The 21,379-nt window shown below is 42.2% G+C and carries 20 protein-coding genes; 2 read left to right on the top strand and 18 right to left on the bottom strand.

What is annotated here, in order from left to right; all coding sequences use genetic code 11:
• Positions 1–126: 126 nt before the first annotated feature.
• The 12 genes from FIU87_RS03685 to FIU87_RS03630 all read right to left on the bottom strand — a co-directional run bounded on the left by FIU87_RS03685 (position 127) and on the right by FIU87_RS03630 (position 14,038).
• Entirely contained in the window at positions 127–1,356 is a 1,230-nt protein-coding gene (locus tag FIU87_RS03685) for a hypothetical protein (protein ID WP_152443339.1), read from the bottom strand.
• 76 nt (positions 1,357–1,432) lie between these two features.
• Positions 1,433–2,098 (bottom strand): Tad domain-containing protein, encoded by a 666-nt coding sequence (locus FIU87_RS03680; RefSeq protein ID WP_152443338.1) that lies wholly within the window; start codon positions 2,096–2,098, stop codon positions 1,433–1,435.
• 1 nt (position 2,099) lies between these two features.
• Positions 2,100–2,498: a TadE/TadG family type IV pilus assembly protein gene (locus FIU87_RS03675; protein ID WP_152443337.1), complete on the bottom strand. Its 399-nt coding sequence runs from the start codon at positions 2,496–2,498 to the stop codon at positions 2,100–2,102.
• 96 nt (positions 2,499–2,594) lie between these two features.
• Entirely contained in the window at positions 2,595–4,016 is a 1,422-nt protein-coding gene (locus tag FIU87_RS03670) for a vWA domain-containing protein (protein ID WP_152443336.1), read from the bottom strand.
• Positions 4,017–4,022: 6 nt separating this feature from the next.
• Positions 4,023–4,256, bottom strand: coding sequence for a hypothetical protein (locus FIU87_RS03665; protein ID WP_152443335.1), 234 nt, complete (start codon positions 4,254–4,256; stop codon positions 4,023–4,025).
• Between the two features lie 94 nt (positions 4,257–4,350).
• Positions 4,351–5,286, bottom strand: a complete 936-nt coding sequence (locus FIU87_RS03660; protein WP_152443334.1) for a type II secretion system F family protein — start codon at positions 5,284–5,286, stop codon at positions 4,351–4,353.
• Positions 5,287–5,290: 4 nt separating this feature from the next.
• A complete protein-coding gene (locus FIU87_RS03655; RefSeq protein WP_253905503.1) occupies positions 5,291–6,232 on the bottom strand; it encodes a type II secretion system F family protein in 942 nt (313 codons plus the stop codon).
• Positions 6,229–7,572: a TadA family conjugal transfer-associated ATPase gene (locus tag FIU87_RS03650; RefSeq protein WP_152443333.1), complete on the bottom strand. Its 1,344-nt coding sequence runs from the start codon at positions 7,570–7,572 to the stop codon at positions 6,229–6,231. Before FIU87_RS03650 ends, FIU87_RS03655 begins: the two co-directional genes overlap by 4 nt.
• A 30-nt stretch (positions 7,573–7,602) precedes the next feature.
• Positions 7,603–8,766: a CpaE/TadZ family protein gene (locus tag FIU87_RS03645; RefSeq protein WP_152443332.1), complete on the bottom strand. Its 1,164-nt coding sequence runs from the start codon at positions 8,764–8,766 to the stop codon at positions 7,603–7,605.
• A 16-nt stretch (positions 8,767–8,782) separates the two neighbouring features.
• On the bottom strand, positions 8,783–9,559 hold the full coding sequence (locus FIU87_RS03640; RefSeq protein ID WP_152443331.1) for an SAF domain-containing protein: 777 nt from the start codon (positions 9,557–9,559) through the stop codon (positions 8,783–8,785).
• Positions 9,560–10,178: 619 nt separating this feature from the next.
• Positions 10,179–11,981 carry a YhgE/Pip domain-containing protein gene (locus tag FIU87_RS03635; protein ID WP_253905502.1) on the bottom strand — a complete coding sequence of 601 codons (1,803 nt, stop codon included), beginning with the start codon at positions 11,979–11,981 and terminating at the stop codon, positions 10,179–10,181.
• Positions 11,981–14,038: an efflux RND transporter permease subunit gene (locus FIU87_RS03630; protein ID WP_152443329.1), complete on the bottom strand. Its 2,058-nt coding sequence runs from the start codon at positions 14,036–14,038 to the stop codon at positions 11,981–11,983. The genes FIU87_RS03635 and FIU87_RS03630 overlap by 1 nt, the downstream gene beginning before the upstream one ends.
• 129 nt (positions 14,039–14,167) lie before the next feature.
• Between FIU87_RS03630 and FIU87_RS03625 the strand changes: the two genes are divergently transcribed.
• Positions 14,168–14,761 (top strand): TetR/AcrR family transcriptional regulator, encoded by a 594-nt coding sequence (locus tag FIU87_RS03625; protein ID WP_367643904.1) that lies wholly within the window; start codon positions 14,168–14,170, stop codon positions 14,759–14,761.
• Between the two features lie 32 nt (positions 14,762–14,793).
• Here FIU87_RS03625 and FIU87_RS03620 read toward each other — a convergent pair whose 3' ends face one another.
• Together FIU87_RS03620 and FIU87_RS03615 are read right to left on the bottom strand one after the other, a co-directional pair.
• Entirely contained in the window at positions 14,794–15,264 is a 471-nt protein-coding gene (locus FIU87_RS03620) for a hypothetical protein (RefSeq protein ID WP_152443328.1), read from the bottom strand.
• A 168-nt stretch (positions 15,265–15,432) separates the two neighbouring features.
• Positions 15,433–15,672, bottom strand: coding sequence for a hypothetical protein (locus FIU87_RS03615; protein ID WP_152443327.1), 240 nt, complete (start codon positions 15,670–15,672; stop codon positions 15,433–15,435).
• Positions 15,673–16,250: 578 nt separating this feature from the next.
• Here FIU87_RS03615 and hemF point away from each other — a divergent pair.
• The gene (hemF, locus tag FIU87_RS03610) at positions 16,251–17,165 is read left to right on the top strand and encodes an oxygen-dependent coproporphyrinogen oxidase (protein ID WP_152443326.1); all 915 of its coding nucleotides are present in this window, start codon (positions 16,251–16,253) and stop codon (positions 17,163–17,165) included.
• 60 nt (positions 17,166–17,225) lie between these two features.
• On the opposite strand, the gene FIU87_RS03605 is transcribed toward hemF, so the two are convergent.
• From FIU87_RS03605 to FIU87_RS03590, 4 genes are read right to left on the bottom strand one after another with little or no spacing between them, the layout of a single operon-like run.
• Positions 17,226–17,876 carry an ECF transporter S component gene (locus FIU87_RS03605; RefSeq protein WP_152446398.1) on the bottom strand — a complete coding sequence of 217 codons (651 nt, stop codon included), beginning with the start codon at positions 17,874–17,876 and terminating at the stop codon, positions 17,226–17,228.
• A 14-nt stretch (positions 17,877–17,890) separates the two neighbouring features.
• Positions 17,891–19,549 carry an ABC transporter ATP-binding protein gene (locus tag FIU87_RS03600; RefSeq protein WP_216647544.1) on the bottom strand — a complete coding sequence of 553 codons (1,659 nt, stop codon included), beginning with the start codon at positions 19,547–19,549 and terminating at the stop codon, positions 17,891–17,893.
• Entirely contained in the window at positions 19,546–20,424 is an 879-nt protein-coding gene (locus FIU87_RS03595) for an energy-coupling factor transporter transmembrane component T (protein WP_152443324.1), read from the bottom strand. The genes FIU87_RS03600 and FIU87_RS03595 overlap by 4 nt, the downstream gene beginning before the upstream one ends.
• 60 nt (positions 20,425–20,484) lie before the next feature.
• Positions 20,485–21,369, bottom strand: a complete 885-nt coding sequence (locus tag FIU87_RS03590; protein WP_152443323.1) for a DUF4430 domain-containing protein — start codon at positions 21,367–21,369, stop codon at positions 20,485–20,487.
• Positions 21,370–21,379: the final 10 nt, after the last annotated feature.

Raw genomic sequence — 21,379 nt, 5'->3', positions numbered from 1 at the left:
ACTCGAAGTTAAGTTGCCACATTTTTAAAACTTCCTCCACTAAAAAAGCACGACAGCAACGTTAGTTACGTGTTGCTTACGCAGTAGCAACAAAGTTTGCGAAAGCAGCCTTTTATAAAAGGGACTTTATGAGAACCAAGATTTTATCGTGCTTCCAATTTTCTTGACTCCTTCGCCTACACTTTTCACTGTGTCAACTGCTGTGTCTTTGATTTTCCTCCAGTTTCTTGCAGCCTTATAAACGACGCTTCCTAATGTTAAGACAGTACCGACCGCAAGCAAACCTGCAGCTGCTACCTGACCTACTACCGGAATGAAGGAAACAGGCGCTGCTAAACCAGCCATTACGCCTCCTGCACTACCAATCGTTTCGACAATAGCATCTGCACGGTCCCATCCAGAGGTTCCATCTATTTTCTGGTAGTTTTGATAGGTATCTGCAATGGAAAACGGTAAAAGGGCAGAAGCAACGATGGCATTTGTAGCAGAATACGTTTTAACTTGACCAGCCATTTGTAAAGCGTCATCGATTCGTCCAGCCCTTGAAAGGTCTCTCATTTCATTGATGAGCTTTAGGTTTTTGACAGCTTCAAATGATTTTTTAGATTCCTCGGCAATATCTGTCACCATAAACGTACTATCAAAAAAATTATTCCCTTTCGTAAACGTCTTTACACCAGACAGGAACATCCCTTTTTGAAAGTCGGAAAAATTCTTCATCGCTTCAGCGTCAGTTCCGCTAACCATCTTATCGGCAAAATTCACGGTCGAACCAACAACATCTTTGGAAATAAATTTTATGGCATCATATTGAGACGGCCCAGTTTTATCCTTAGAGTCAGAAGCTTTAGAATCTGTCTCTCCATCCCCTTTTGCGTCATCATCAGAGGTTCCCCCATCATTTGATGGATCCGAATTTTCCCCACCGTTCACATCTCCAGGTGGCAGAGGAATTGGTCCTTGCACGGGGGGTGAGTTTATCGAGGTGTTGCCATCCAAGCCGCCAGAAGGATTTCCTCCTTGCGCAAGCTCGAGACTCCACTGCTCTAACTCCCAAGCAATCATTTGATAGTTTCTTACTTCCCAAGGCGTTAAGTCGGGGTTGTTGTTAAGCTCCCAGGATACCATTTCATGTTGGACAAGTACCCATTGCTGGAGCTCCCATGTTTTCATTTCTGTAGAATTTGGTTTCCATTCTTTTAGCTCAGCTGGTGGCTCCGGCTTCCATTCTTTTAGTTCCCATGGTTTTGGAGTCCAGGGCCGTGGACTCCAAGCATCCGCTGTATGTACGAAGGGAACGACACTTGTCATGAAAAAGACGGTGACGGCAGCAAGGGCTATCAAGATTCTTTTCATTTTCTTTCCTCCCATTACTAATTGGGCACCCTAAAAGCAAAGGTGAATTTCTATCGTTGTAGCCCGTAGCAATCTATTAAAATTCTTTTTTCCAGTAGCGCCATTGACTGTCATTCATGTTTCTTAAAAAAACAAACGAGGGACTTTCGCTTTTTTGCTTCACATAACGGTTTCGTTCGGGGATGTAATCATCGAACAGGAGCGCTGTGAATCGCACCGAGGTGGTCACTTCTATTCGGAAGTCATTTGTGAACTCAATTTCGGTTCCGTCTAAGTGCCCATCGTTGTTAAGAATGGTCCGCTCCACTGCATCTGGAATTTCCGCCTTTGCATTATTTAATGCGCGATCCATGTAATCTTTTAGAAAAGGATTATTCGATTCTAGCTCTTCTTTGAGGACTTCGTTGATGGCTTTGAGTTCAAGCTCTAATTCTAGCCAATCCGAAGTGCCGCGAAGCTCTTGCTTTCGCCTCTCAATTTTGTCCTGCAGACTTTCAGCATCTACTAGTTCATCAATAAAGCCTGGCAGCGACCGATCATAATTTTCAATTTCCTCAACCAGCTTTTCGTGCAGGACAGACGCAGCTGCAAGACTCGCCTGATCAGAGTAGTTAGAAGCGGACTCTTTTACCACAAACACCTTAGCAAAATGGAAAACCAGAACAAACAGAAGCCCCATCACGGCAAACGTTCCAAGAGTCAGGAGGATGATGTTGCCCTTTTCATCTTTGAGTTTTTTCATCTTAATCCAAAACCCTTCCACTTACCGTACGGGAGATGTTAACAGAAGGTGTGTTAGAGACCCACATTTTCGGAATAAAGACAAGCTCTAGATCTGCATTAACCGTGACCTCGAATTCTTGAGAGCCTGATGATTTGCTTACAGACACACTGTCATAGCGTAAATTACTCCCGGCCTGCAGTGTCTCACTTGCCGCAGCCCTTGCTTCACTTTCATTAGCAGAAAGAGAATACGCTTTGGCTGCATCATTGGCTGCAGATTGGGTGACAATCACTCCATACGCACTAATCATAAACTGCCACAAAATAAGGATCATAAGGAGCATTAACGGCAGCATCCCCAGAAACTCTATCGTTAATGATCCTTTTTCATCGTCCTTCCACTTATTCATCCACTGCATCGGCTTCCATCCTCCTGGTTTCCCTTTAAAAATACTAGAATAGAAGGTAGTAAAACCTTCTATTCTATTTTGAGGCAGGAGAACCGTCCCCCTGTCTCACTGGCTGTTCTTTTTATAGATTTTGTAAATTTCGTCCATTTTGTTGTTGTAGTTTTCTTTGTTGAGTTCGAAAAGTTTGTTGTATAGGTTTTTTACTAGTTTTTCTTGTTTTTTGAATTTTTCTTTGAGTAAGTCATCCATCCAGTACTTTTGATCGTAGGTGATTAAGTTTTCATTTGATAAAATGGTTATTGCTGTGCTTGCTGATAAAGAAAAATGAATATTTTTACTCATCCATTTGTTCTCCCAGGCATTCAAACCGAAAAAGTTTTCATGGTAATTATTCGCTACTTCGCTTTGAGATTTGGTGTGCCATGCTTGCCATTTTAAAACCTCATCAACGGATTTGCTAAATTGCTCGTTTAGTTGGGATTGATTATGAACATCCGCATAATTTCCACCTGCTGCATCTGCAATTTCCTTTAATTTTTTGCTATCTTCGTTATTAACTCCAAAGCCAATAATATTTACAATTGGGTCCATACCGGAAGCTTTGGCTGCTTTTGCCGCTTCAACCGGATTACCATCACACGTTTCAATCCCATCACTTACAAAATAAATAACATTACGACTGTTTTCAGAACTGAATTTTTTCAAGTCCTCTGCTGATTGCTCAAGAGCACTAGCTAATGGTGTCCATCCAGCTGGTTTAATCGGGTTTAACGCAGTTTCAAAACTACTTTTGTCAAATGATCCTAACTCATAAATTAACTCATTAGCGTCACATGACAACTGTTTGTCTGCATCAGATCCTGTTCCTTCATGTCCATATACTCGGAGACCAACATTAGCATTCTCCGGCAAAGAGCCTACATACTCATTTATAGCCTCTTTTGCGATGTCCATCATCGTTTTATCGCCTATGTAATTAGCCATACTTCCACTGGCATCTAGGGCGATAATCACATTGTATTGGTCTTTTTGAAGTTCCTTATTTGTTACTTCATCAGGATTATCCGCATTCATAATTTCCATTGATTCTAATAAGGAGTCAGGGGATTCATAGTCCACTTTGAATAGAGCATAGATATAATTTACGTATTGTGTCATTTCTTCTTCTGATGCATCCTCAGATAAAGGTGGAATTTCTTTCAGATACTCTCCTGCTTCCTCCGTGGTGCTTTTTATATGCGCTAATTCCCCAATAGGATAATTTACGACTCCCTCTATCGTTTCAGGAATAGGCGGGGTGTTTATTATGGTGTCTAAAAGTTGTTCATCATTCCCACTATTATCTGTTTCTTCTTGTGACTTTTGCTCTTCCTCATCTTTTTCATTTGGCTTTTCCTCAGAAGGAGTTTCCTGCTCCGGCGGGTTTGTTTCAGTGTTCCCCGCGGAATCCTCTTGGCAGCCAGCAAGCACTAAAATTAGAGAAAGTAGTAAAAACAAGATGAGTTTCTTCTCTAAGTGGATTCTCATATTCGATTACTCGCTTCCCACTCGTTTAATTAACTCAGAAATTTTATTAACCATACTGCTAGCAATATCCCCTCCGTTACCCTTCATCGCAGTAGAAACTGCCGCCATCAAGAAAAGAATAACTAACGCTAATGCTACCCACTCAATTGTTTGTGCTCCACGTTCGTTGTTAACTGCGTTTCTTGCTTGAACCATTAATCCCTGTGCTTTTGCTGCCAACCCTTGCATCATTTTTTTCATTTTATATTCCTCCTAAAATTTTTTTGGTTAATAAATTTTGAAAATACGAGCTTAGTAGAATCTCTACATCACTCCTTTCAAAAGCGGAATTTTTTTAGAGCATATCTAAAATATTGTTATCTCCGTAAATCAGGTTAAGCACTACTAGTCCTAGGATAAAGAGCATAATTGTCGGTGCGATGACAAAGGAGGTGATGAGCGTAACCTTTGGAGAGGCTTTTGCTGCTTTTTCTTTTACCTGTTCAATGCTAACCTTTCGAATCTCTTCTGATTGAATTCGGAATGTCGTGGCAACCGGCACTCCTAGCTTTGTTCCTTGAAGTAGCGCTTTAATAAAGTTTTGAAAATCCGGATTGTCGTTGCGCTCCAGCATATCCTTGTATGCTTTTTCCCGCGGAACACCGATGCTAATTTCACTCATGAGCCTTGAAAACTCCTGGCGAATTGGACCTTCAAAGTGGTTAATTGTTTCCCGAATTGCCTGATCCAGCCCAGCCCCTGCCTGAAGACTGATGGTAACGGTGTCTAGAAAATCTGGCAGATCACGACGTAGCCTGTTTTGCCGTTCCTTTGCTTTGGAACGAATCCACAAAATCGGAACAAAAAAGCCAGCAAAAGGAAGAGCTACAAATAGTATATTGGAAAAAGGAAGCCCGAGAATGACCGAAGTGGCCCCTGCCAAAAAGCCTAAAATAAAGAAAACAATTTTCGCTCCCTGTAGCCTTCCGACAGTTAACTCGTACGGATAGCCCGCTTTTTTCAAAAGTACAGCAAGGTCAGAGGATTCACTAAAAAAATTGATTCGCTCCCCTAAAGCCGAAAAATCATCTGCGTATTTAGAAAGCTTTGCAATTAGCTTACTTATGCGCGTGGTTTTTTCTGGCTTTCCTAAAAAGGATCTTTCGACAATAACCTCGTTCAGGTGACCTGTCAGCACCTTCTTTTTTGTTTTATATTGGTAGATGTTCACAAGTCCTAAAAATACACATAACCAGAACAGTATGACCACTACTAAAATCAATGAGTCCATAGCTTTACACCCTTATATTTGTAACCGCGCGAACGAGTACAAATGAGATTAATAGTCCGATAGCGAAAATAATGGTTAGAATAGCACCCGGTAAGGTGAATATAGGATCTATAAACCCATCCATCACCGTGTTCATCATGAAAATCATGAAAATTGGCATCGCAGGCAGAATGTAGGAGATAAAACGTTGCTCCGCCGTCATGGTTTTGACCGTTTGCTTCAAAATTTTCCTATCGTCTAAGGTTCTTGCCATCTCTTCTAATACTGCGGAGAGATTCCCACCTGACTTTCGCTGGATAAGGATGGTGGCTACAAACAGCTTAAATTCCTTTGTTGGGATTTTTCGCTCTAATTGCTTGAGCACCCGTTCCATATCGACTCCAAGACGAAGATTATGGGCCATGTTTTTAAATTCTTCCCCAGCTGGGCCTCCCATTTCACCTGCCACGACTTCGATGGCTTGGGTAATCGTCAGGCCTGCTTTTGTACTGTTTGCCATCATCCGGCAAACCTCAGAAAGCTGGTCACTTATTCTGTCCATGTACTTATTTTTACGAATGATGAAAAAGAAGAAGTTGGCACTGACGCTTAAAATCGCGCCAACGAAAAAGCTTGCGAAAAAGCTCAGATTAAAGACAGAAAACAAGAAAATACCTGCAGCAAACCCTACCAGGATTAAAATCGCATAAAACTCAGATGGCAAGAGGGTAACATTGGCTTGAAGCAGCTTTTCCCTAACCGCCCCAGCGTAAGTTGATTTATCAAAACGGTCTCCCAGTGAAGAAATAAAGCTCGTTCGTTCCTGGTTTTTCTGAAAATGAGCACCGTATACTTGTTTGATTTCCTTTTTTTCTTTTCGATAGCCAAGGTAAGCATACATACCCCAAACAAACAGTAGAGCAGCAAGTCCAGCTATCGCGGCTTCTAGCATGAGCGTGTTGTTCATAATGCCTTCACCTTCGCTTCCTGAAACAACTCTTCACCAATATCAAGGCCATACATTTTCAGCTTTTTTAGGCACACTGGAATTTTCCCAGTTGGTGCATAATACCCGTCCGCTTTGCCATCCTCTTTTATCCCAGTACGGTAAAAGCGGAAGATCTCGACAATTTCCATATCTCCTGTCGAGGTTCTATGTACCTCAGAGATACTGGTTATCCGACGGGTTCCATCTGTTAAACGTTCACCCTGGACGATAAAATCAAGTGCGCCAAGGATGTACTCCCTTATGACAGCTGTTGGTAGGTCCATTCCTGCCATGATGACCATTCCCTCTACTCTTCGCAGTGCGTCAAATGGGGAGTTAGCATGAATGGTGGTGATCGAACCTTCATGTCCAGTGTTCATTGCTTGTAGCATATCAAAGGCTTCTGCTCCACGAACCTCTCCGACGATGATTCTGTCGGGGCGCATCCGGAGGGCATTTTTCACAAGGTGGCGAATCGTAATTTCCCCTTTGCCTTCGACGTTTTGCGGACGTGCCTCTAATCCAACGACATTCGGCTTATCTAGTCGAAGCTCTGCAGAGTCCTCAATCGTAATTACCCGCTCATTAAGTGGAATGGAGCTACCAAGAACATTTAGTAGAGTCGTTTTCCCACTACCCGTACCACCACTGATGAGAATATTGTGTTTGGCTTTTACAATCGCATCTAAGAAAATGGCCATGTCATCACTCAAGGAATCAAACTGCAGAAGATCCTGCATTTTGAAGGGATCCTGTCTGAATTTACGGATACAAACGAGAGGGCCATTTAAGCTGATTGGCGGAATAACCGCATTCACACGACTTCCATCCGGGAGTCTTGCATCCACCATTGGCGAGCTTTCATCTATTCTTCGGCCGATTGGCGCAACGATCCGATCAATGACATGTCGAATATGCTGATCATCCTTAAAGGTAATAGAAGATAATTCCAGCTTTCCTTCCCGCTCAACATATACTTCCTTATGTCCGTTGATGAGAATCTCTGTGATGCTTGGATCATTCAGGACAGACTCAAGCGGCCCGTAGCCTACCGACTCATCTATAATCCTCGTCAGCAGCATTTCTTTATCATGGCGAGAAATAATCACCTTTTCCTCACTCATAAACTGGGAAATTAACTGCTCAATCCTCAGCCTCATTTCCCCTTGCGACAAGCTTGTCAGCACCTCAAGATTCGATTCTTTAAGAATACGAGTTTTATAGTGCTCCACAAGCTCATTAATATATGGATTTTCGTATAAAGTTCTTTCATGCGATTGTCTGTCAGAACTTTTCCCTTTTCGATTAAAAATTGACATCCATATTCATTCCTTCATCATCCATTTTTCTTACTCAATCATCCCACTGACCCATTTTCGAATATCCTTTGCAAACGGGATGATCTTTTTCTCATCTGCTTCTTTTCGTAGTGGCTCACTTTTATTTACAAAAGATTGGACGCCTTTAATATCACGTTTCAGCTCGACAGCTGTTGGATATTCGAGCATTTCTTTTACATCCTTTGGGCTAATCTCATTTTCTCTGCCTACCTCATTAAACACGAGCTGCACTCGCTCCTTCATGTCGAGACCAAGTCTAGCAAAAAGCAATTCCACCTGTTTTAGCATGCTGATTGATGGGGTATCAAGATTTAATATATAAAAGATTTTGTCCGACTCCTCTAGAGCCGTGTAGGTCTGTTCATTCATGGAAACCGGAAGATCAATCAAGACAAAATCATAGCTTCTTCGGCATGTTCGAATTAATTTTGAGACAAATAGATCTGTTAAGCTTTCGGCCACTTCTGCATCCCTTGGACTTAAGAGTACCTCTAGCTTTGAGTACTCCTCGCGCTCGGAAACATTGCGAATATGTCCTTCATTAAGCTCATCTAAAACTGGCAAAAGGTCTGCAATCGAGCGATTCGATTCGATGGAAAGAAACGTCTCCACTCCTCCATATTGGAGGTTTAAATCAATTAACAATACCTGTGCTGTGGATTCGAACTTTAACGTTTGCGCAAAGGTAGAGGCGATTAACGTCCTGCCACTGCCACCCTTACCACTGTAAAAAGAAAACACCTGACCACGACCGCGTTTAAACGTTTGTTGAGAGCTTGCCACTTCCTCATACTGGGACTTTCTTTCTTTTGCCATATGCAGGATACTCTCAAGCTTCCCGTTAAACAATGTCCACTCATCTGGGAACACAAAGAAGTCAGTTGCACCGGCTCTTGTTACCGTCCGCAGCAGCTGAAAGTTTTGCGATGCAGCAATAAACACGACCATCACAAGCGGATTTTCCTGATGAATATAATCAATGGCATCGATGCAAGTCGACTCATCCTCCGTTTGGACGATAAAAATCAAATCAGGTGCTAAGCGATCAAACTCTCCTCGTAGCTCCTGGTATTGCAGCCCTTCCACCTGACCTTCTTCCGATAAGACCCGCTGAAGCTGATCTGCAATTACCTCTTCCTCACTAACGATTAACACTTTCGGATTATCTTTCATCTCTTACATCCTCCATCTAGTTGTTGCCGTCCTTGTCTTTGTCTTTTTTCTCTTCTTTTGGCTTTTCTTCCTTTGGAGCTTCTTTCTTAGGCTCTTCCTTTGGCTCTTCCTTTGCTTCTTCCTTCTCCTCTTCAGCTGGCGGTTCTTCTGAAGGAGCTTCCTCTACATCATTAATGGTGTTGCCTTTTCCAACATTCGCTTTTAAGATTCGGATGCTGTCTGCGTAATTTTGCATATGTATAAGCTGTGGCGCATCCTCAGTAGGAATTTCAACCGCGATACCTGAAAAATCTCCGCCGCTTTTCACGACCCCAGCAACTAGGACATCTGTCATAAAAATTTCCGTCTTGGATTCTCCGTCAAACTTATGAGAAACAATAATATCGACCCGATCGAGCGCTTCTAATTGTTCATCAAAACGGACCCTTTCAGATTGAGTTAACGTAACAATCCGGTTATTTTCTTCTCTTACACTAGCAACAGGCTTAATCATACTGGAGGTAATTAGTTCTCCTTTTGAAAGTGGGACGACGGACACCCTGTTCGCAAGTTCTGATACATCTGTGATGTGGGATTCATTTACAAATCGATTGGGGATTTCCATGGTGGTGACTTGATTGGGCTGAATAACAGCACGTGAGGCAATATCCTCAGAAGCGATAAAGACCCTCGTCATACCACCCAGCTCAGCGTTAATCGCACTTACCTTTTGCAAAAATAAAAACCCAGCTGCAATGGCTAACAATAAGGATAATGATAAAAAAATTACGGCTCTTCTCTTAGACTCCAGCATACGTACTCCCTACCTCTTTCCGGAAAAATTTATCAGGTCTTAACAAAATTCATTATTTCTGGATATAAATACCACAATTTCCAAACTTGAAAACTACTTTTTGAAACTTTTGTTACAAATTTCGCTTCTTATTTAGTACCATGTGTTCAAACATTGGTCAAACCCACAGGACTATTGTCGAATTTTGTCTGGTAAAAACCTCCTAAATGATGTCGAATCCTCCTGTGACTCGACTCCCGGTATTATCTCTATTTCAAAATAGTTTTCCTCCTCCTCCCCCTCACAATGTAAAATGTGTCCTCCATTATGACAAAACCATTACAAAATAACGTTAAACATTAAATTTAATAGGAAAAAAGATGTGTTTTTGGGACATGAGACGAGGAGGACGGTTCTGGTAGTTCGGATAGTGGATAACGGGAGCGGGTTAGTGATTGGGGTGCTAACAAAGTCGGGGGGTGCGGAATTTGTCGAATTTAGACTTTTGGCTGAAAAGTGCCCTGTTTTGGCTGGAAAAATGACAAACCGGCTGAATTCCGATACCCCATCCACAACCCCAAACCACAAAAAAACGACCCTCCGCACACGATCAAACACTCGCACACGAAAGGTCGTTCAACTAACTAAACAACTCTTTTAACAACGTCCAGAACCCTTTCTTTTTCTCAGGCTCTGCTTCCTTTGCTTTCTTTTCTTCCATCTTGATGCCTTCTGTCTTTATGACAAACTGAACAGAAGAAACCTTCTTGTTGTCCTTTGAAACAAACGACACCGGCACAAAATCGGACTTATCGTACTCTTGAATCATGCTATCTATTTCCGCTTGCATCTTTCTTGGAAGATCCTTCGTTTCCTCGTGCAAGTCTTTCGTTCCATCTGACAGCTCACTAACAGCACTCGCCAGTTCACCAGTTACTTCTGTCACCCCAACAAACCCGGTATGCACTTGTGAATAAGAAGTGGACAACTCACTAACACCACCGGTATACCTCACAAGTCCAGAATGAAACTGATCGTAATTAGCCGCCAATGCCGACAACCCTTTTGTCAGCTCATTCAACCCGCTCAAATCTGTTTCGTCTAAGGAGGAGGAAAGCTCGTCAGCAATTGAAGTCAATGCACCGCTCATCTCTCGAACCGCTCCGTCAACCTGTGTCAAAGCTGGCTCCACTGCCGCAAACGCCTCGCGAACCTGCGCATACGTTCCACTCACCTTCTGAGCTGCTCCATAGTTAGCTACTAACGTATCCACCACCGCAGGATCCGCCCCACTCTCATACAGCGCTGCAATCTCTTGCTCAGTAAGTGCCCCAACAGGAATTTCCCCAATTGCACCATCTAACGCACCATACGCCTTCGCATAATTCTCCTTTAACGTCTTGACCCCATTCGCCGTCTCCGTCAGACCGCCAGCCAACTCATTCAGCACCGCCGGTAGCTCCTGCAGGCTGCTTAAATCCACTTCTGTTGCGCCACCAGAAAGCTCACGATTGATGGTTCCTAGTGCCTCTTGAATAGAACGAGAAGCATCAACAAGCTCAGATGAGGAGGCACTTACCTCGTTAAGTCCCCCCTTGAATGTTGCAGAACCGCCTTGAACCTTCACAGCCCCGTCATTCAGCTGACGAGCTCCATCCTTAAGTTCACCAACGCCGTCATTCAATTCCTCAATGGCTTCGGAGAGCTCTGACATGCTTTCCGTCATCCCATCTGTACCAGAAGTATCTATCGGCAGACTCGATGGTACCGCGGCAATCTCGACACCACTAAATTCAAATCGCTCAACATCTGCTTCAACACTTACCACTTCCTCTTTTCCAGGCATGACCGTAAACGTAATTTGCTTATTTTTTCCGACATTTGCCTGCATGCCACCAGAAGATGCTTTGATGTTTTGATAGGTATTTGGAAGCATAAGGGATACCTGTAACAAGTAATTTTCATAAAAAACCGCGTCCACATTCGCATTCTTGGCAGTTTCAATCTTGATTTCCACATGCCCAGATTTTCCCCCAAGTTCTCCAGGCTCTATTTTTTTCCCATCTAACAGATAGGTCACCGTAACCTCCCACGGCAGGTTTGTTCCCTCTTCCATGTCACCCTGATAGTAGAACTTCCCGTCCTCCTCCACATCCACAAGAACACGTTCACCCTCTTGATCGAGCTCAGACAAGTCAGTTAGATTTTTGACAGAACGGTATTTTCCATAATCGATGATCTCTCCCCGCTTTACAACCTCCAATGTATTCACGACAAAAACCGGTCCAAGATCGCCGTTCGCTTTTAAGGTGGCGTACACCACCTCTTCTTTCGCACGCACTTTTCCGTTCTCCGCTCCTTCTACCACAGCAGCATTCGCAAGGAAAGAAGGCATGACTAGCATGGAAGCAAGCGTAACATATAGTAGTTTGTGTCTCATCATCACTTCTCCTCGTAAAAATTAGATTTCATCGTTGTTTTTTTAATCAATTTATCGCACACCAACAACATTGCTGGTAGGAAAAACAACACCATAATAAAGGCTAGCAACGCCCCTCTTCCAAGCAGCAAGCCGATAGCGCCCACAATGGGATTGGAGGATGTGAGCCATAAAATATAGCCCACACTTGATAGAATCGCGGCTGAAATGGAAATCGAGAACGTCTTTTCATCCAAGGTCTTCACAATCGCCTGTCGGGCAGGCATTTCCTTGCGATAATGGGTATAGGCCTCTGTAAACAAAATTCCATAATCCACAGTTGCCGCAAGCTGTACCGTACTGATTATCAGATAACCAACAAACACTAAGGATGTTTCTGCAAAATAAGGAATGGAAAGGTTGATCCATACCGCCGATTGAATGGTTAACAGCAGCACAACCGGTATGGAAATCGATCGGAATCCAATCAAAAGCACCGCAGCAATCGTTACTACCGTGAGCACATTGACGAGAATATTATCCTTTGTAACAGTGTTTTTAATATCATGAAGTGTCACGCTTTCTCCAAGGCTGAGCGTTTCTTCCCCATAATAACTCGCTGCAGCTTTTTCTACTTTTTCCACAATCGAAAAAGGAATGTCGCCCTCTGTTCCCTGGTTGGTGCTTATTACTATCCTGCTATAATTTTCAGAGTAGAATTCACTGCGAACCTCTTCTTCTAAATACTCCGGCGGAATGACAGGATCAACCATGTTCACATACGCCACCACCCCAGTGACGTAATCCAGCTCCTCAAGCTCTGCCACAAGTTCTTCTTCCTTTGCCACATCGCCCTTTGGCACCAAAAGAACAATCGGCGTAATCTCCCCAAAGGACTCATTAATTTGCTTATAGTCCGAACCTGCACGGGTATGCTCCGGCAACTCGCCAAATCCATACGTAAACGAGGTGTTCGTTTGAGCAAGAAACGCCGGTACAATCAGTGCGAGGACTATCAGTAAGCTTGGAACTCGAAATTTCACCACAAAGTTGCCAATCCCCTCGAAGCTCGGAATAAAGCTTCGATGCTTCGTTTTATCCATCCATTTATAAAAATAAAGCGTCAATGCTGGCAAAAATACCATCACACTAATAAAGCTGAGAACAATTCCTTTTACTAGGTTTAAGCCAAGATCGGAACCAATCTCAAAATCCATGAAGGTAAGTGCGATAAAACCAAAGAACGTTGTCGCCGCACTGGCTGTAATCGCTGGAAACGACTTCTTCATCGCAAGCTCCATCGCCTCTTCGGGATTGCTGGTTTTTTTCCGATAATCAGAAAAGCTGTGCAGCAAAAACACTGCATAATCAAGGGAAACAGCGAGCTGCAAAATCGGCGCCACCGACTGCGTGACAAACGAAACCTCACCAATGAAAATATTCGTACCAAGGTTAATTAGTACCGAAACGCCAATCGCCGTTAGGAAAAAGATTGGCTCCACCCAAGACGTTGTGGAAATAACCAAGATAAAAATAATGATTGGCACAAGCAGCATCGCGGCATACATCGACTCATTGCCAGCCATCTTTTGTGAGGTTGCCGTATTGATCGCTTCACCGGCAATTGCTCCCTCCTCACCAATGATTTCATACACTTGATCGGTGATTCGTACCTCATCCCCACTTTGAACACTGATGGAAAATAGCGCGTTGCCATCCCTATAGTAGCTCTCGACCATTTCCACATCAGCAATCTCCAGTGGCGTTTTTAAGTCCACCACATCATCCAGCCAAATGATATCTGATACCCCATCAATGGCGGATAGCTTTTCTTTATAGGTGAGCGCTTCCTGAACCGTCACATCTGAGACCATGACCCTTGTATCGGGCACAGCTCCTGTAAATTCCTTCTCCATGACGTCCATCGCTTTTGTGGACTGGGCATCATCTGGCAGGTAGTCGACCATATTATAGTTGACGGAAACAAAAAACTGCGCCACAGTCGAAAGAATCGTAACAAATACAAACGTCAACAGCACCGCTTTTTTATGTCTAATGATTTGTGAAGCTATATTTTTCATGTTTGATCCTCTCTTGTATCTTTCGGATTTTCACCTTATCATTATATAAGACACAGTGTTGGATAGACAACAAACAGTTGCTTTAAGAACGTTGTTTACACAACAGATATTTTCGGAATGTTGCTTAACGTGAAAAGAAATTTTAGGAAGGATAGTGAAGGGAAAATGACGGAAAAGATAGATCGCAGAAAAAAATATACGAGGATGGTGTTAAAGGAGAGCTTAATGGAGTTATTAAAGGAAAAGACCATTGGCGCGATAACGATAAAAGAAATTTGCGAGCACGCCGATATTAACCGCTCTACCTTTTATGCGCATTACGCAAGTCAATACGACTTACTCGATGCCATTGACGAGGAATTCACAGCAGATATGGTGAAAACACTCAACCAATATAATTTCTCCAAAGAAGAAGAAGCATTCCAAATGACCGAAAAAATCTTTGAATATATCGCTGCAAAATACCACATTTGTCAGCTCTTACTTAGCGAAAACACCGAGGTTCAATTTCAGAAAAAAGGCATGATGATCGCCAAACAATATATCTTGAAAAACTGGATCACTGACAAAAACATTGACCCAGAAACCTACGAATACTTGAACGTCTTTTTCGTTAGCGGCAGCCTCTACGTTATTAAAAGCTGGCTCGAAAACAACATGAACAAAACTCCAAAACAAATGGCCGAGCTCCTCCATCAATTCATCAACCGCGGCCTGCGGTAGGAGGATCTTTAGGACGATTTTATTGATTGAAGCTATGTTTCAATCCTTTCCCCCTCTTGCCATTTATGGTAGATGTAAATGACAACGGATAAAAACACAAAAAGGCCGTATCTTTCCCACGGAGAGATATTAATCAACTTATAGATCTTAAACTTCTCTTGAAATAGATAATGGATAGGAAAAACAGCAAACATAAAATCAACAATGATATTGGTCAAAAGGTACACAAAAAATTTCCCGTAAGTAAAGTGAAAAATCCAGATGGTTATAACAAGGAATGCTCCTAGTACTCCTGAGGAAAATAAAGGCTTTAAAGTAGGAATAATAGAAACAAGCAGCTCCCAGTGTTTTTGGTTAAAAGCCACCATATTGTATAAGGTCATTAAAAATGATGCAAAGATAGCAACAGGCATAAATCTTTTTACTACCTTCTTGTCTAAAAAAAATAAAGAACACCATGGTAAAATAAGTACCGACCAAAGAACGATTTTAGCTACATCCAAAATAATCCCTCCTATGCATAATAGGATTCCAAAATATTACATAGTTATTCTTTAGGATTAAGTTGAAATAACCAAAGGGAACGGTTCTCTTGCCACATCGCTATGTAGCGAGGTGCATGTGATTCATCCCCTTTTTAGAAAACAATCTAAAGCCTTGTTACTCAGCGCTTAAGGACCCCAGAAATAAGAACCAAATGCCATAAGAATAAAAAAGCTAAAGGTCATCAGTAGATTTAAGACTACTAAGAGATAGTTTTTACCAAGTATTCCAAGCAACACACCAATTGGCCCAACAATAAACGTCAGCAGCCACCATGAAGAAGCAATGTCAAGCGCCACATTCGGCACCCATACTAACACGCCAATAATAAAACAAATCAGCGACCACAAAACCATTTTATTCTTCATGCTTCATCCATCCTTTCATTTTTGGAGCCTGTAAGAGTCGTGGGAAGGCTTTTTGATGTAAAACGGTGGGGGTTGAGTGAGTTTAGGAAGAGTTGCTGGAATAGAAAACTTTAAGCGGAGAATCTGTGAGCTTTTCCTTATACCCCACCAAGGTATATTTGTGAGTGTAAGAGCGAAAATACAAATTTACGAGCGAAATTCTAAAAATAAGAGCGAAAAATGAAATTTGCGAGCGAAATTCTGAATTTACGAGCGAAAATAAAAAAATACGAGCGATTCCCAAAAAACACCCTAAATATATCGGCCTATACCCCTTCCCCAACATGCCCATCACCCTTCGTAAGTATATGCGCAAGAAACCTAAAGATGGTTATGTCCACGAAATTTTTCCTAAAAAGTATAGCAAAAGGAATCTCCCCTTGTTCTCACATTTCCACCTTAAGAGAATCCTCCTGATAAAAAGGAAATTTTTAGAATAATGTCGAATGGTATATGTATTATATCCCGTGTAAAAAGGAGGGGAACGTGGTTAATAACAATTGCTGTGAATAATGGCAGATGTTCATGACCAGTGAAAGATGAAAAATGTGAAAGAATATGCGGACAAACATACTATTACTTCATTTTTTAGAGAATTACAGGATTCGATTACTCAAAATATCGAACATTGCGATGGGAAAAGTTTTAAAGAAGATTTTTGGGTTAGGAATGGTGGCGGTGGCGGGAGAACGAGGGTGTTGACTGATGGTAATATCATCGAAAAAGGCGGTGTTAATTTTTCTGAGGTTTTTGGCATGCTGTCCCCTACAGCATCAGAAGCATTACAGGTAGAAAAGAATCAACAATTCTTTGCTTCAGGTGTTTCCGTTGTTTTACATCCTAAAAGTCCCATGATACCAATCATCCATATGAATGTCCGTTACTTTGAGCTATCAGGTGGGACTAAATGGTTTGGAGGTGGAATTGACCTAACGCCTATTTATATTAATACGTCAGATGCAGCCTTTTTTCATCAAGAGTTAAAGACCGTATGTGATCGCCATCACCCCTCCTATTATCCAGAGTTTAAAAAACTCGCCGATAATTACTTTTATATTAAACATCGAAATGAAACGCGCGGAGTGGGCGGGATATTTTTTGATAAAGTGATGCCTTCAAGTGAGGTTTCCTCTGACCAACTCTTTGCTTTTTCAAAAGATATTGGACTAGCATTCTCACCTATCTACTTACAGCTCATCAACAATAATAAAGAAATTCCTTATGGCGAAAAACAAAGGCAATGGCAGCTTGTCCGCCGCGGCCGATACGTAGAATTCAATCTGATTTATGACAGAGGAACCAAATTTGGGCTCGACACAAACGGTAGAATCGAATCCATCTTTATGAGCCTGCCACCTGAAGTCAACTGGCCTTACAACTTTCAAATTGAACCAAACAGCCAGGAAGAATACACTCAAAGCCTACTTCAAAAGGGTATCGACTGGGTGAAGTGATTCAAAAACGAACGGCTCTCTTGCTTCCTTCATCATTCAAAGGAAGCGTGAGAGCCGTCTCTATGCTTCTAAAATTCCGTATTTCCGTTTAAACCTGCTCAGAATCCGAATCCAGGTGGTACTAAATAACGCTAGAAAAAAGACGTTGGATAGGGCATGAGCAAGATCAAAGTAGAAGCTTGCGATGTATGCCGAAAGAAAGGTTGGCCAGGTCATGTCCTTTAAAAACCCCATGATGAACCATAAATTCATAAACCAACCGAAAAGAAAGCCAACGAAAAATCCATAGGCCAACAATCCAGATTTATTTTTCATAAAGCCTGTATTCCGGAGTAAGCCAGCCACTAAACCGATCATTCCCCACGCGAACATTTGCCAGGGTGTCCATGGTCCTTGACCTAGAAAAATATTTGATACAATCGCAGCAGCTGCACCAATCATAAATCCAGCTTGTGGCCCCAGCACTAAGGCGCTCACGATAATAATAAACGTTGTCGGCTGCACACTCGGCAATGGGGCAAACGGAACACGTCCGATTGCAGCAATAGCAGCGAGGACCGCCAGAAAGACTATTTCCTTGCTCTGGATTTGCTTCAGTTCAAAGCTCGCAAACATAGGCAGGATGGTTAATGCAATGATTGCAAACGATATTGTCAGATAAGGCTTATCATCAAAAACAAGAACAGATATCAATAACAGACCGACCATCATTAATGCAGAAAATATTAAAGGAGAATGGGATTTTTCCAAGCCGCACTCGCCTCCTCGAGGGTTAAAGCTTCTAGATAACCCGTATCCCTTGTCACTCGATTAATGGTCGTTGTGTAAAAGTAATTCCCCTTTAACACATCCTCTGTCCTTCCAATGGAGGAAATCTCTCCGTCGAAAAGCCACGCACATCGTGTTGCATGCTCAGCAACAAATTCTATGTCATGTGTCACCATGATAATCGTGATTCCGCTTTTTTGGAGCTGCTTGATTACACCAGCAAAATTTTGCTTAGAAATCGGGTCCATGCCCTTTGTCGGTTCATCAATTAGCATAATTCTCGGGCGATGTAATAGAATTGTCGCTAGGGCCGCCTTTTGTTGCTCTCCTCCACTACAGTCATGAAGATGCCTCTTTTGCATATCCTGTAATGCTAGCTCTTCTAGGATGCTATTAATTCTTTCTTCCGCCCGCTCTAGATGCAACCGACTTGCTATCGTCGCAAGCTCTTCCTCTAGAGTTTCAGTCATAAAACATAGCAAGGGGTTTTGAGGCAAGTACCCAATATGCTGTTCCATACCTTGTTTTTGAAAGGAACCGATTTTCTTTTTATCCAATTCCACCCTTCCCTTTAAGGGCTTTAGCATGTTAACACAGCACTTTAACAAGGTTGTTTTACCCGAGCCATTTCCACCTACAATCGCCAACAGTTCTCCCTCCCTCACATCTAAGGTGAGGTTTTTCAAAATATATGGGGTGTTGTTGGAATACTTAAAATGTAAGTTCCGAATTTGCAAAATAACCTTTTCCTCTTTTTCCAAGGCAGTCTCTATCCCTTTCTCTTTCTGGTCTGCAATCCCTGACAAAGAATGATTTAGCCAGTTTTGTGCTTCTTTTACCGTTACCGGTATATCGTTGGCCTCATAACCATTTTTATGATGCAGAAAAAACAACTTCGATAACGAGGGTAAATAAGGGAGAAAGCGTTGATCTTGGTTTTTCCAAATCTCATCAATGACGTCCTTCATCATGTCATGATAGACAAGCTTTCCGGAAGCCATCAGCATCAGCTTGTCTGCAAGAGCATACACATCCTCAAGTCTGTGCTCAACAAGAATAATCGTAATCCCAAACTCTTCATTTAATCTTCTTAAAAATTGGAGAAATTCCTTGGCTTGTACCGGATCAAGCTGGGAGGTTGGTTCATCAAGCAGTAATACCTTAGGCTTAAGGAGAAGGATGCTTGCAAGATTAATAAGCTGCTTTTGTCCACCAGAAAGCGTGATGGTGTCTTCATGCAATAATTCCTCTAGACCAAAAAAATCCACCATTTCGGCGACTCGCTGTCTCATCTCACTCGTCTTCACACCGTGGTTTTCCAGCCCAAAGACCAATTCGCTCAATACATTATCCATCACCATTTGATTTTCAGGGTTTTGAAAGACATAGCCTATTTCACTGGAGAGTCCTTCATCAAGCTCTTGATTTTTATAGTGAATGCTGCCGGTAAGCTTCCCTACAGGCGTTAGTTCTTTTTTTAATAGCTTCAATAACGTTGTTTTGCCGCAGCCAGATGGCCCGCCAATTGCCACGAACTCCCCTTGATTTATATGGAGAGAAACGCATTGAACGGCGTTTTCTTTTTCATCTGGATAACCAAAGCTCACATTCCTCATTTCAATAAGCGCCATTTTAATCGTTCCGCTCCTTCCATCATAAATGGGATGCTAACCAAACTTGTAAAAACTAGATAGTAAAACAGGTCGCCTCTTGTGAACATAAACGAGCCTAATTCAGGATAGATAGGTAGAATTCCGTAATTTTTCTTCGCACCAACCATTCCGATGATCGTCACTAGAACGAATATCGCAGCAAGTCCCCAATCGCTCTTCCTCATGCGGTAGATTTGATACAGGGACCTTGTTGTTTTTCCATATCCTCTTGCTTTCATCGATTCAGCCGACTGCAATGCCTCTTCTAGTGACCAGGTTAGAAGCTTTTGCATAAAATACATGCCGGTTTTGGCACGCTGCTTTAAGGATCCCTTCGTCATAGAGAACTGGCGACTTTTTTGAATAGCATAGATTTCACGCCACCTGCGAGTTAGCAATGGAACAAAACGAATCGTAACCATCAGCAGTAAACCAAGCTGTGGCCAGATTTTACTAAATAGAAAAATGAACTTCCTTCCATGTAAGACATGAGTAAACGAAAGAAACAAAATCAAGATATTTACTAATAACAGAGCCATTACCACCCCGTACACAATGGCCTCAAGTGTGACAGGATTGTTTCGAAAATAAAATAAGATATGTGAACCTCTTCGAACAAAAATGGGATTCATTAAAACAACGATAAGACCCATCACGAGATAATATGGCATGAATTTTCGCCACACAGCTTGATTTCCTTGCAGGATAGTAAGGAATGAAAGCAAGATAATGGACGTGAGTAGAAAGATTGGGTGTAAAAAAAGCATGAATAAAATTCCGACGCAAATATAATAAAGCAAATTGATAAACGGGTGAGTAGAATGGATAACCGCATTCAACTTATTTCTCTCCTCTCAAAAAAGCAAGCCACCATCTTAGAGAAAATGGTGGCTTCCTTGTTAATCTCGAAAAGGCTGAAGCTCAGCACCTAAATCTTTTCCTAAATCAATGGTATAGAGCCATTCAATTCGGTCTCCGTCTAACAGGGGAACCACACCGGCTCCTCTATTTGGGAAAATACCGTTCACGCGGTACATCCACCCACTCCCTGAGCCACGGTCAAATTCGTATAGATTATTGATTCCCTCGATATACGCCGTTGCTCCGGTACCTCCTCGGAAAGACATTTGAATTCGATGACTCTTTGTTACCTTGATTAAAACATCAAGAACCGTATCGCCATCCTTCATTTCTACGGAGGTAGGAGGTAAAATCGTACCCATTGCTTCATCCGCGACAATGGAATAAGTTACAGTAGAAACCTCTGTCTTTTGCTCCTCTTCCTTTTTTTCTGGAGGCTTTTCGCTCGAATTTTCTTCCTTTTTCTTTGGAGGTGTGGATTCGGTTTGCTGTTTCTTCTCCGTGACTGTTTTATTGCTTTTTGCTGAAGCTAGTTCAGACTTCTTGTTTGTCTGTTGTGTATCAGTATTTGCGACATTGGATGACTGTGATTTTTGTTCTTCTTGTCCTTTTTCAGCGACTTCTTCTTCTTTAGCATCTTCTTCTTTTTCTGCTGTCTCTGTATCAGATTCTGTTGTGGAAGAAGCGTCAGTGGTGTCTTTGGTGCTTCCAATATTCTTGGCTGAGTCTTGTTCGGTTGTAGGAGAAGATGTTTTCTCTGAATTCGTACCATCATCAGAACTATCTTTTTCCTGTCCTTGAGTTGTTGTTGCTGGTAAAGGTTGTTCATTTGCACCGGTGAATACATGTTGAAAAGCTAATAACCCTAAGGTAAGAACAAATACAGCCGCAATCGCAATGAATATTTTGTTATTTCGCTTCATCGTATCCCCC

Source organism: Bacillus sp. THAF10, from assembly GCF_009363695.1.
GTDB lineage: Bacteria > Bacillota > Bacilli > Bacillales > Bacillaceae_I > Sutcliffiella_A.
The sequence above is the reverse complement of the archived record's forward strand: the minus strand, read 5'-3'. Positions and strand labels throughout refer to the sequence as shown.

Coding starts and splice junctions, on each gene's coding strand:
- FIU87_RS03685 (WP_152443339.1), bottom strand. CDS start 1,356: ATGAAAAGAATCTTGATAGCCCTTGCTGCCGTCACCGTCTTTTTCATG.
- FIU87_RS03680 (WP_152443338.1), bottom strand. CDS start 2,098: ATGAAAAAACTCAAAGATGAAAAGGGCAACATCATCCTCCTGACTCTT.
- FIU87_RS03675 (WP_152443337.1), bottom strand. CDS start 2,498: ATGCAGTGGATGAATAAGTGGAAGGACGATGAAAAAGGATCATTAACG.
- FIU87_RS03670 (WP_152443336.1), bottom strand. CDS start 4,016: ATGAGAATCCACTTAGAGAAGAAACTCATCTTGTTTTTACTACTTTCT.
- FIU87_RS03665 (WP_152443335.1), bottom strand. CDS start 4,256: ATGAAAAAAATGATGCAAGGGTTGGCAGCAAAAGCACAGGGATTAATG.
- FIU87_RS03660 (WP_152443334.1), bottom strand. CDS start 5,286: ATGGACTCATTGATTTTAGTAGTGGTCATACTGTTCTGGTTATGTGTA.
- FIU87_RS03655 (WP_253905503.1), bottom strand. CDS start 6,232: ATGAACAACACGCTCATGCTAGAAGCCGCGATAGCTGGACTTGCTGCT.
- FIU87_RS03650 (WP_152443333.1), bottom strand. CDS start 7,572: ATGTCAATTTTTAATCGAAAAGGGAAAAGTTCTGACAGACAATCGCAT.
- FIU87_RS03645 (WP_152443332.1), bottom strand. CDS start 8,766: ATGAAAGATAATCCGAAAGTGTTAATCGTTAGTGAGGAAGAGGTAATT.
- FIU87_RS03640 (WP_152443331.1), bottom strand. CDS start 9,559: ATGCTGGAGTCTAAGAGAAGAGCCGTAATTTTTTTATCATTATCCTTA.
- FIU87_RS03635 (WP_253905502.1), bottom strand. CDS start 11,981: ATGATGAGACACAAACTACTATATGTTACGCTTGCTTCCATGCTAGTC.
- FIU87_RS03630 (WP_152443329.1), bottom strand. CDS start 14,038: ATGAAAAATATAGCTTCACAAATCATTAGACATAAAAAAGCGGTGCTG.
- FIU87_RS03615 (WP_152443327.1), bottom strand. CDS start 15,672: ATGAAGAATAAAATGGTTTTGTGGTCGCTGATTTGTTTTATTATTGGC.
- hemF (WP_152443326.1), top strand. CDS start 16,251: ATGAAAAATGTGAAAGAATATGCGGACAAACATACTATTACTTCATTT.
- FIU87_RS03605 (WP_152446398.1), bottom strand. CDS start 17,876: ATGATGGTCGGTCTGTTATTGATATCTGTTCTTGTTTTTGATGATAAG.
- FIU87_RS03600 (WP_216647544.1), bottom strand. CDS start 19,549: ATGAGGAATGTGAGCTTTGGTTATCCAGATGAAAAAGAAAACGCCGTT.
- FIU87_RS03590 (WP_152443323.1), bottom strand. CDS start 21,369: ATGAAGCGAAATAACAAAATATTCATTGCGATTGCGGCTGTATTTGTT.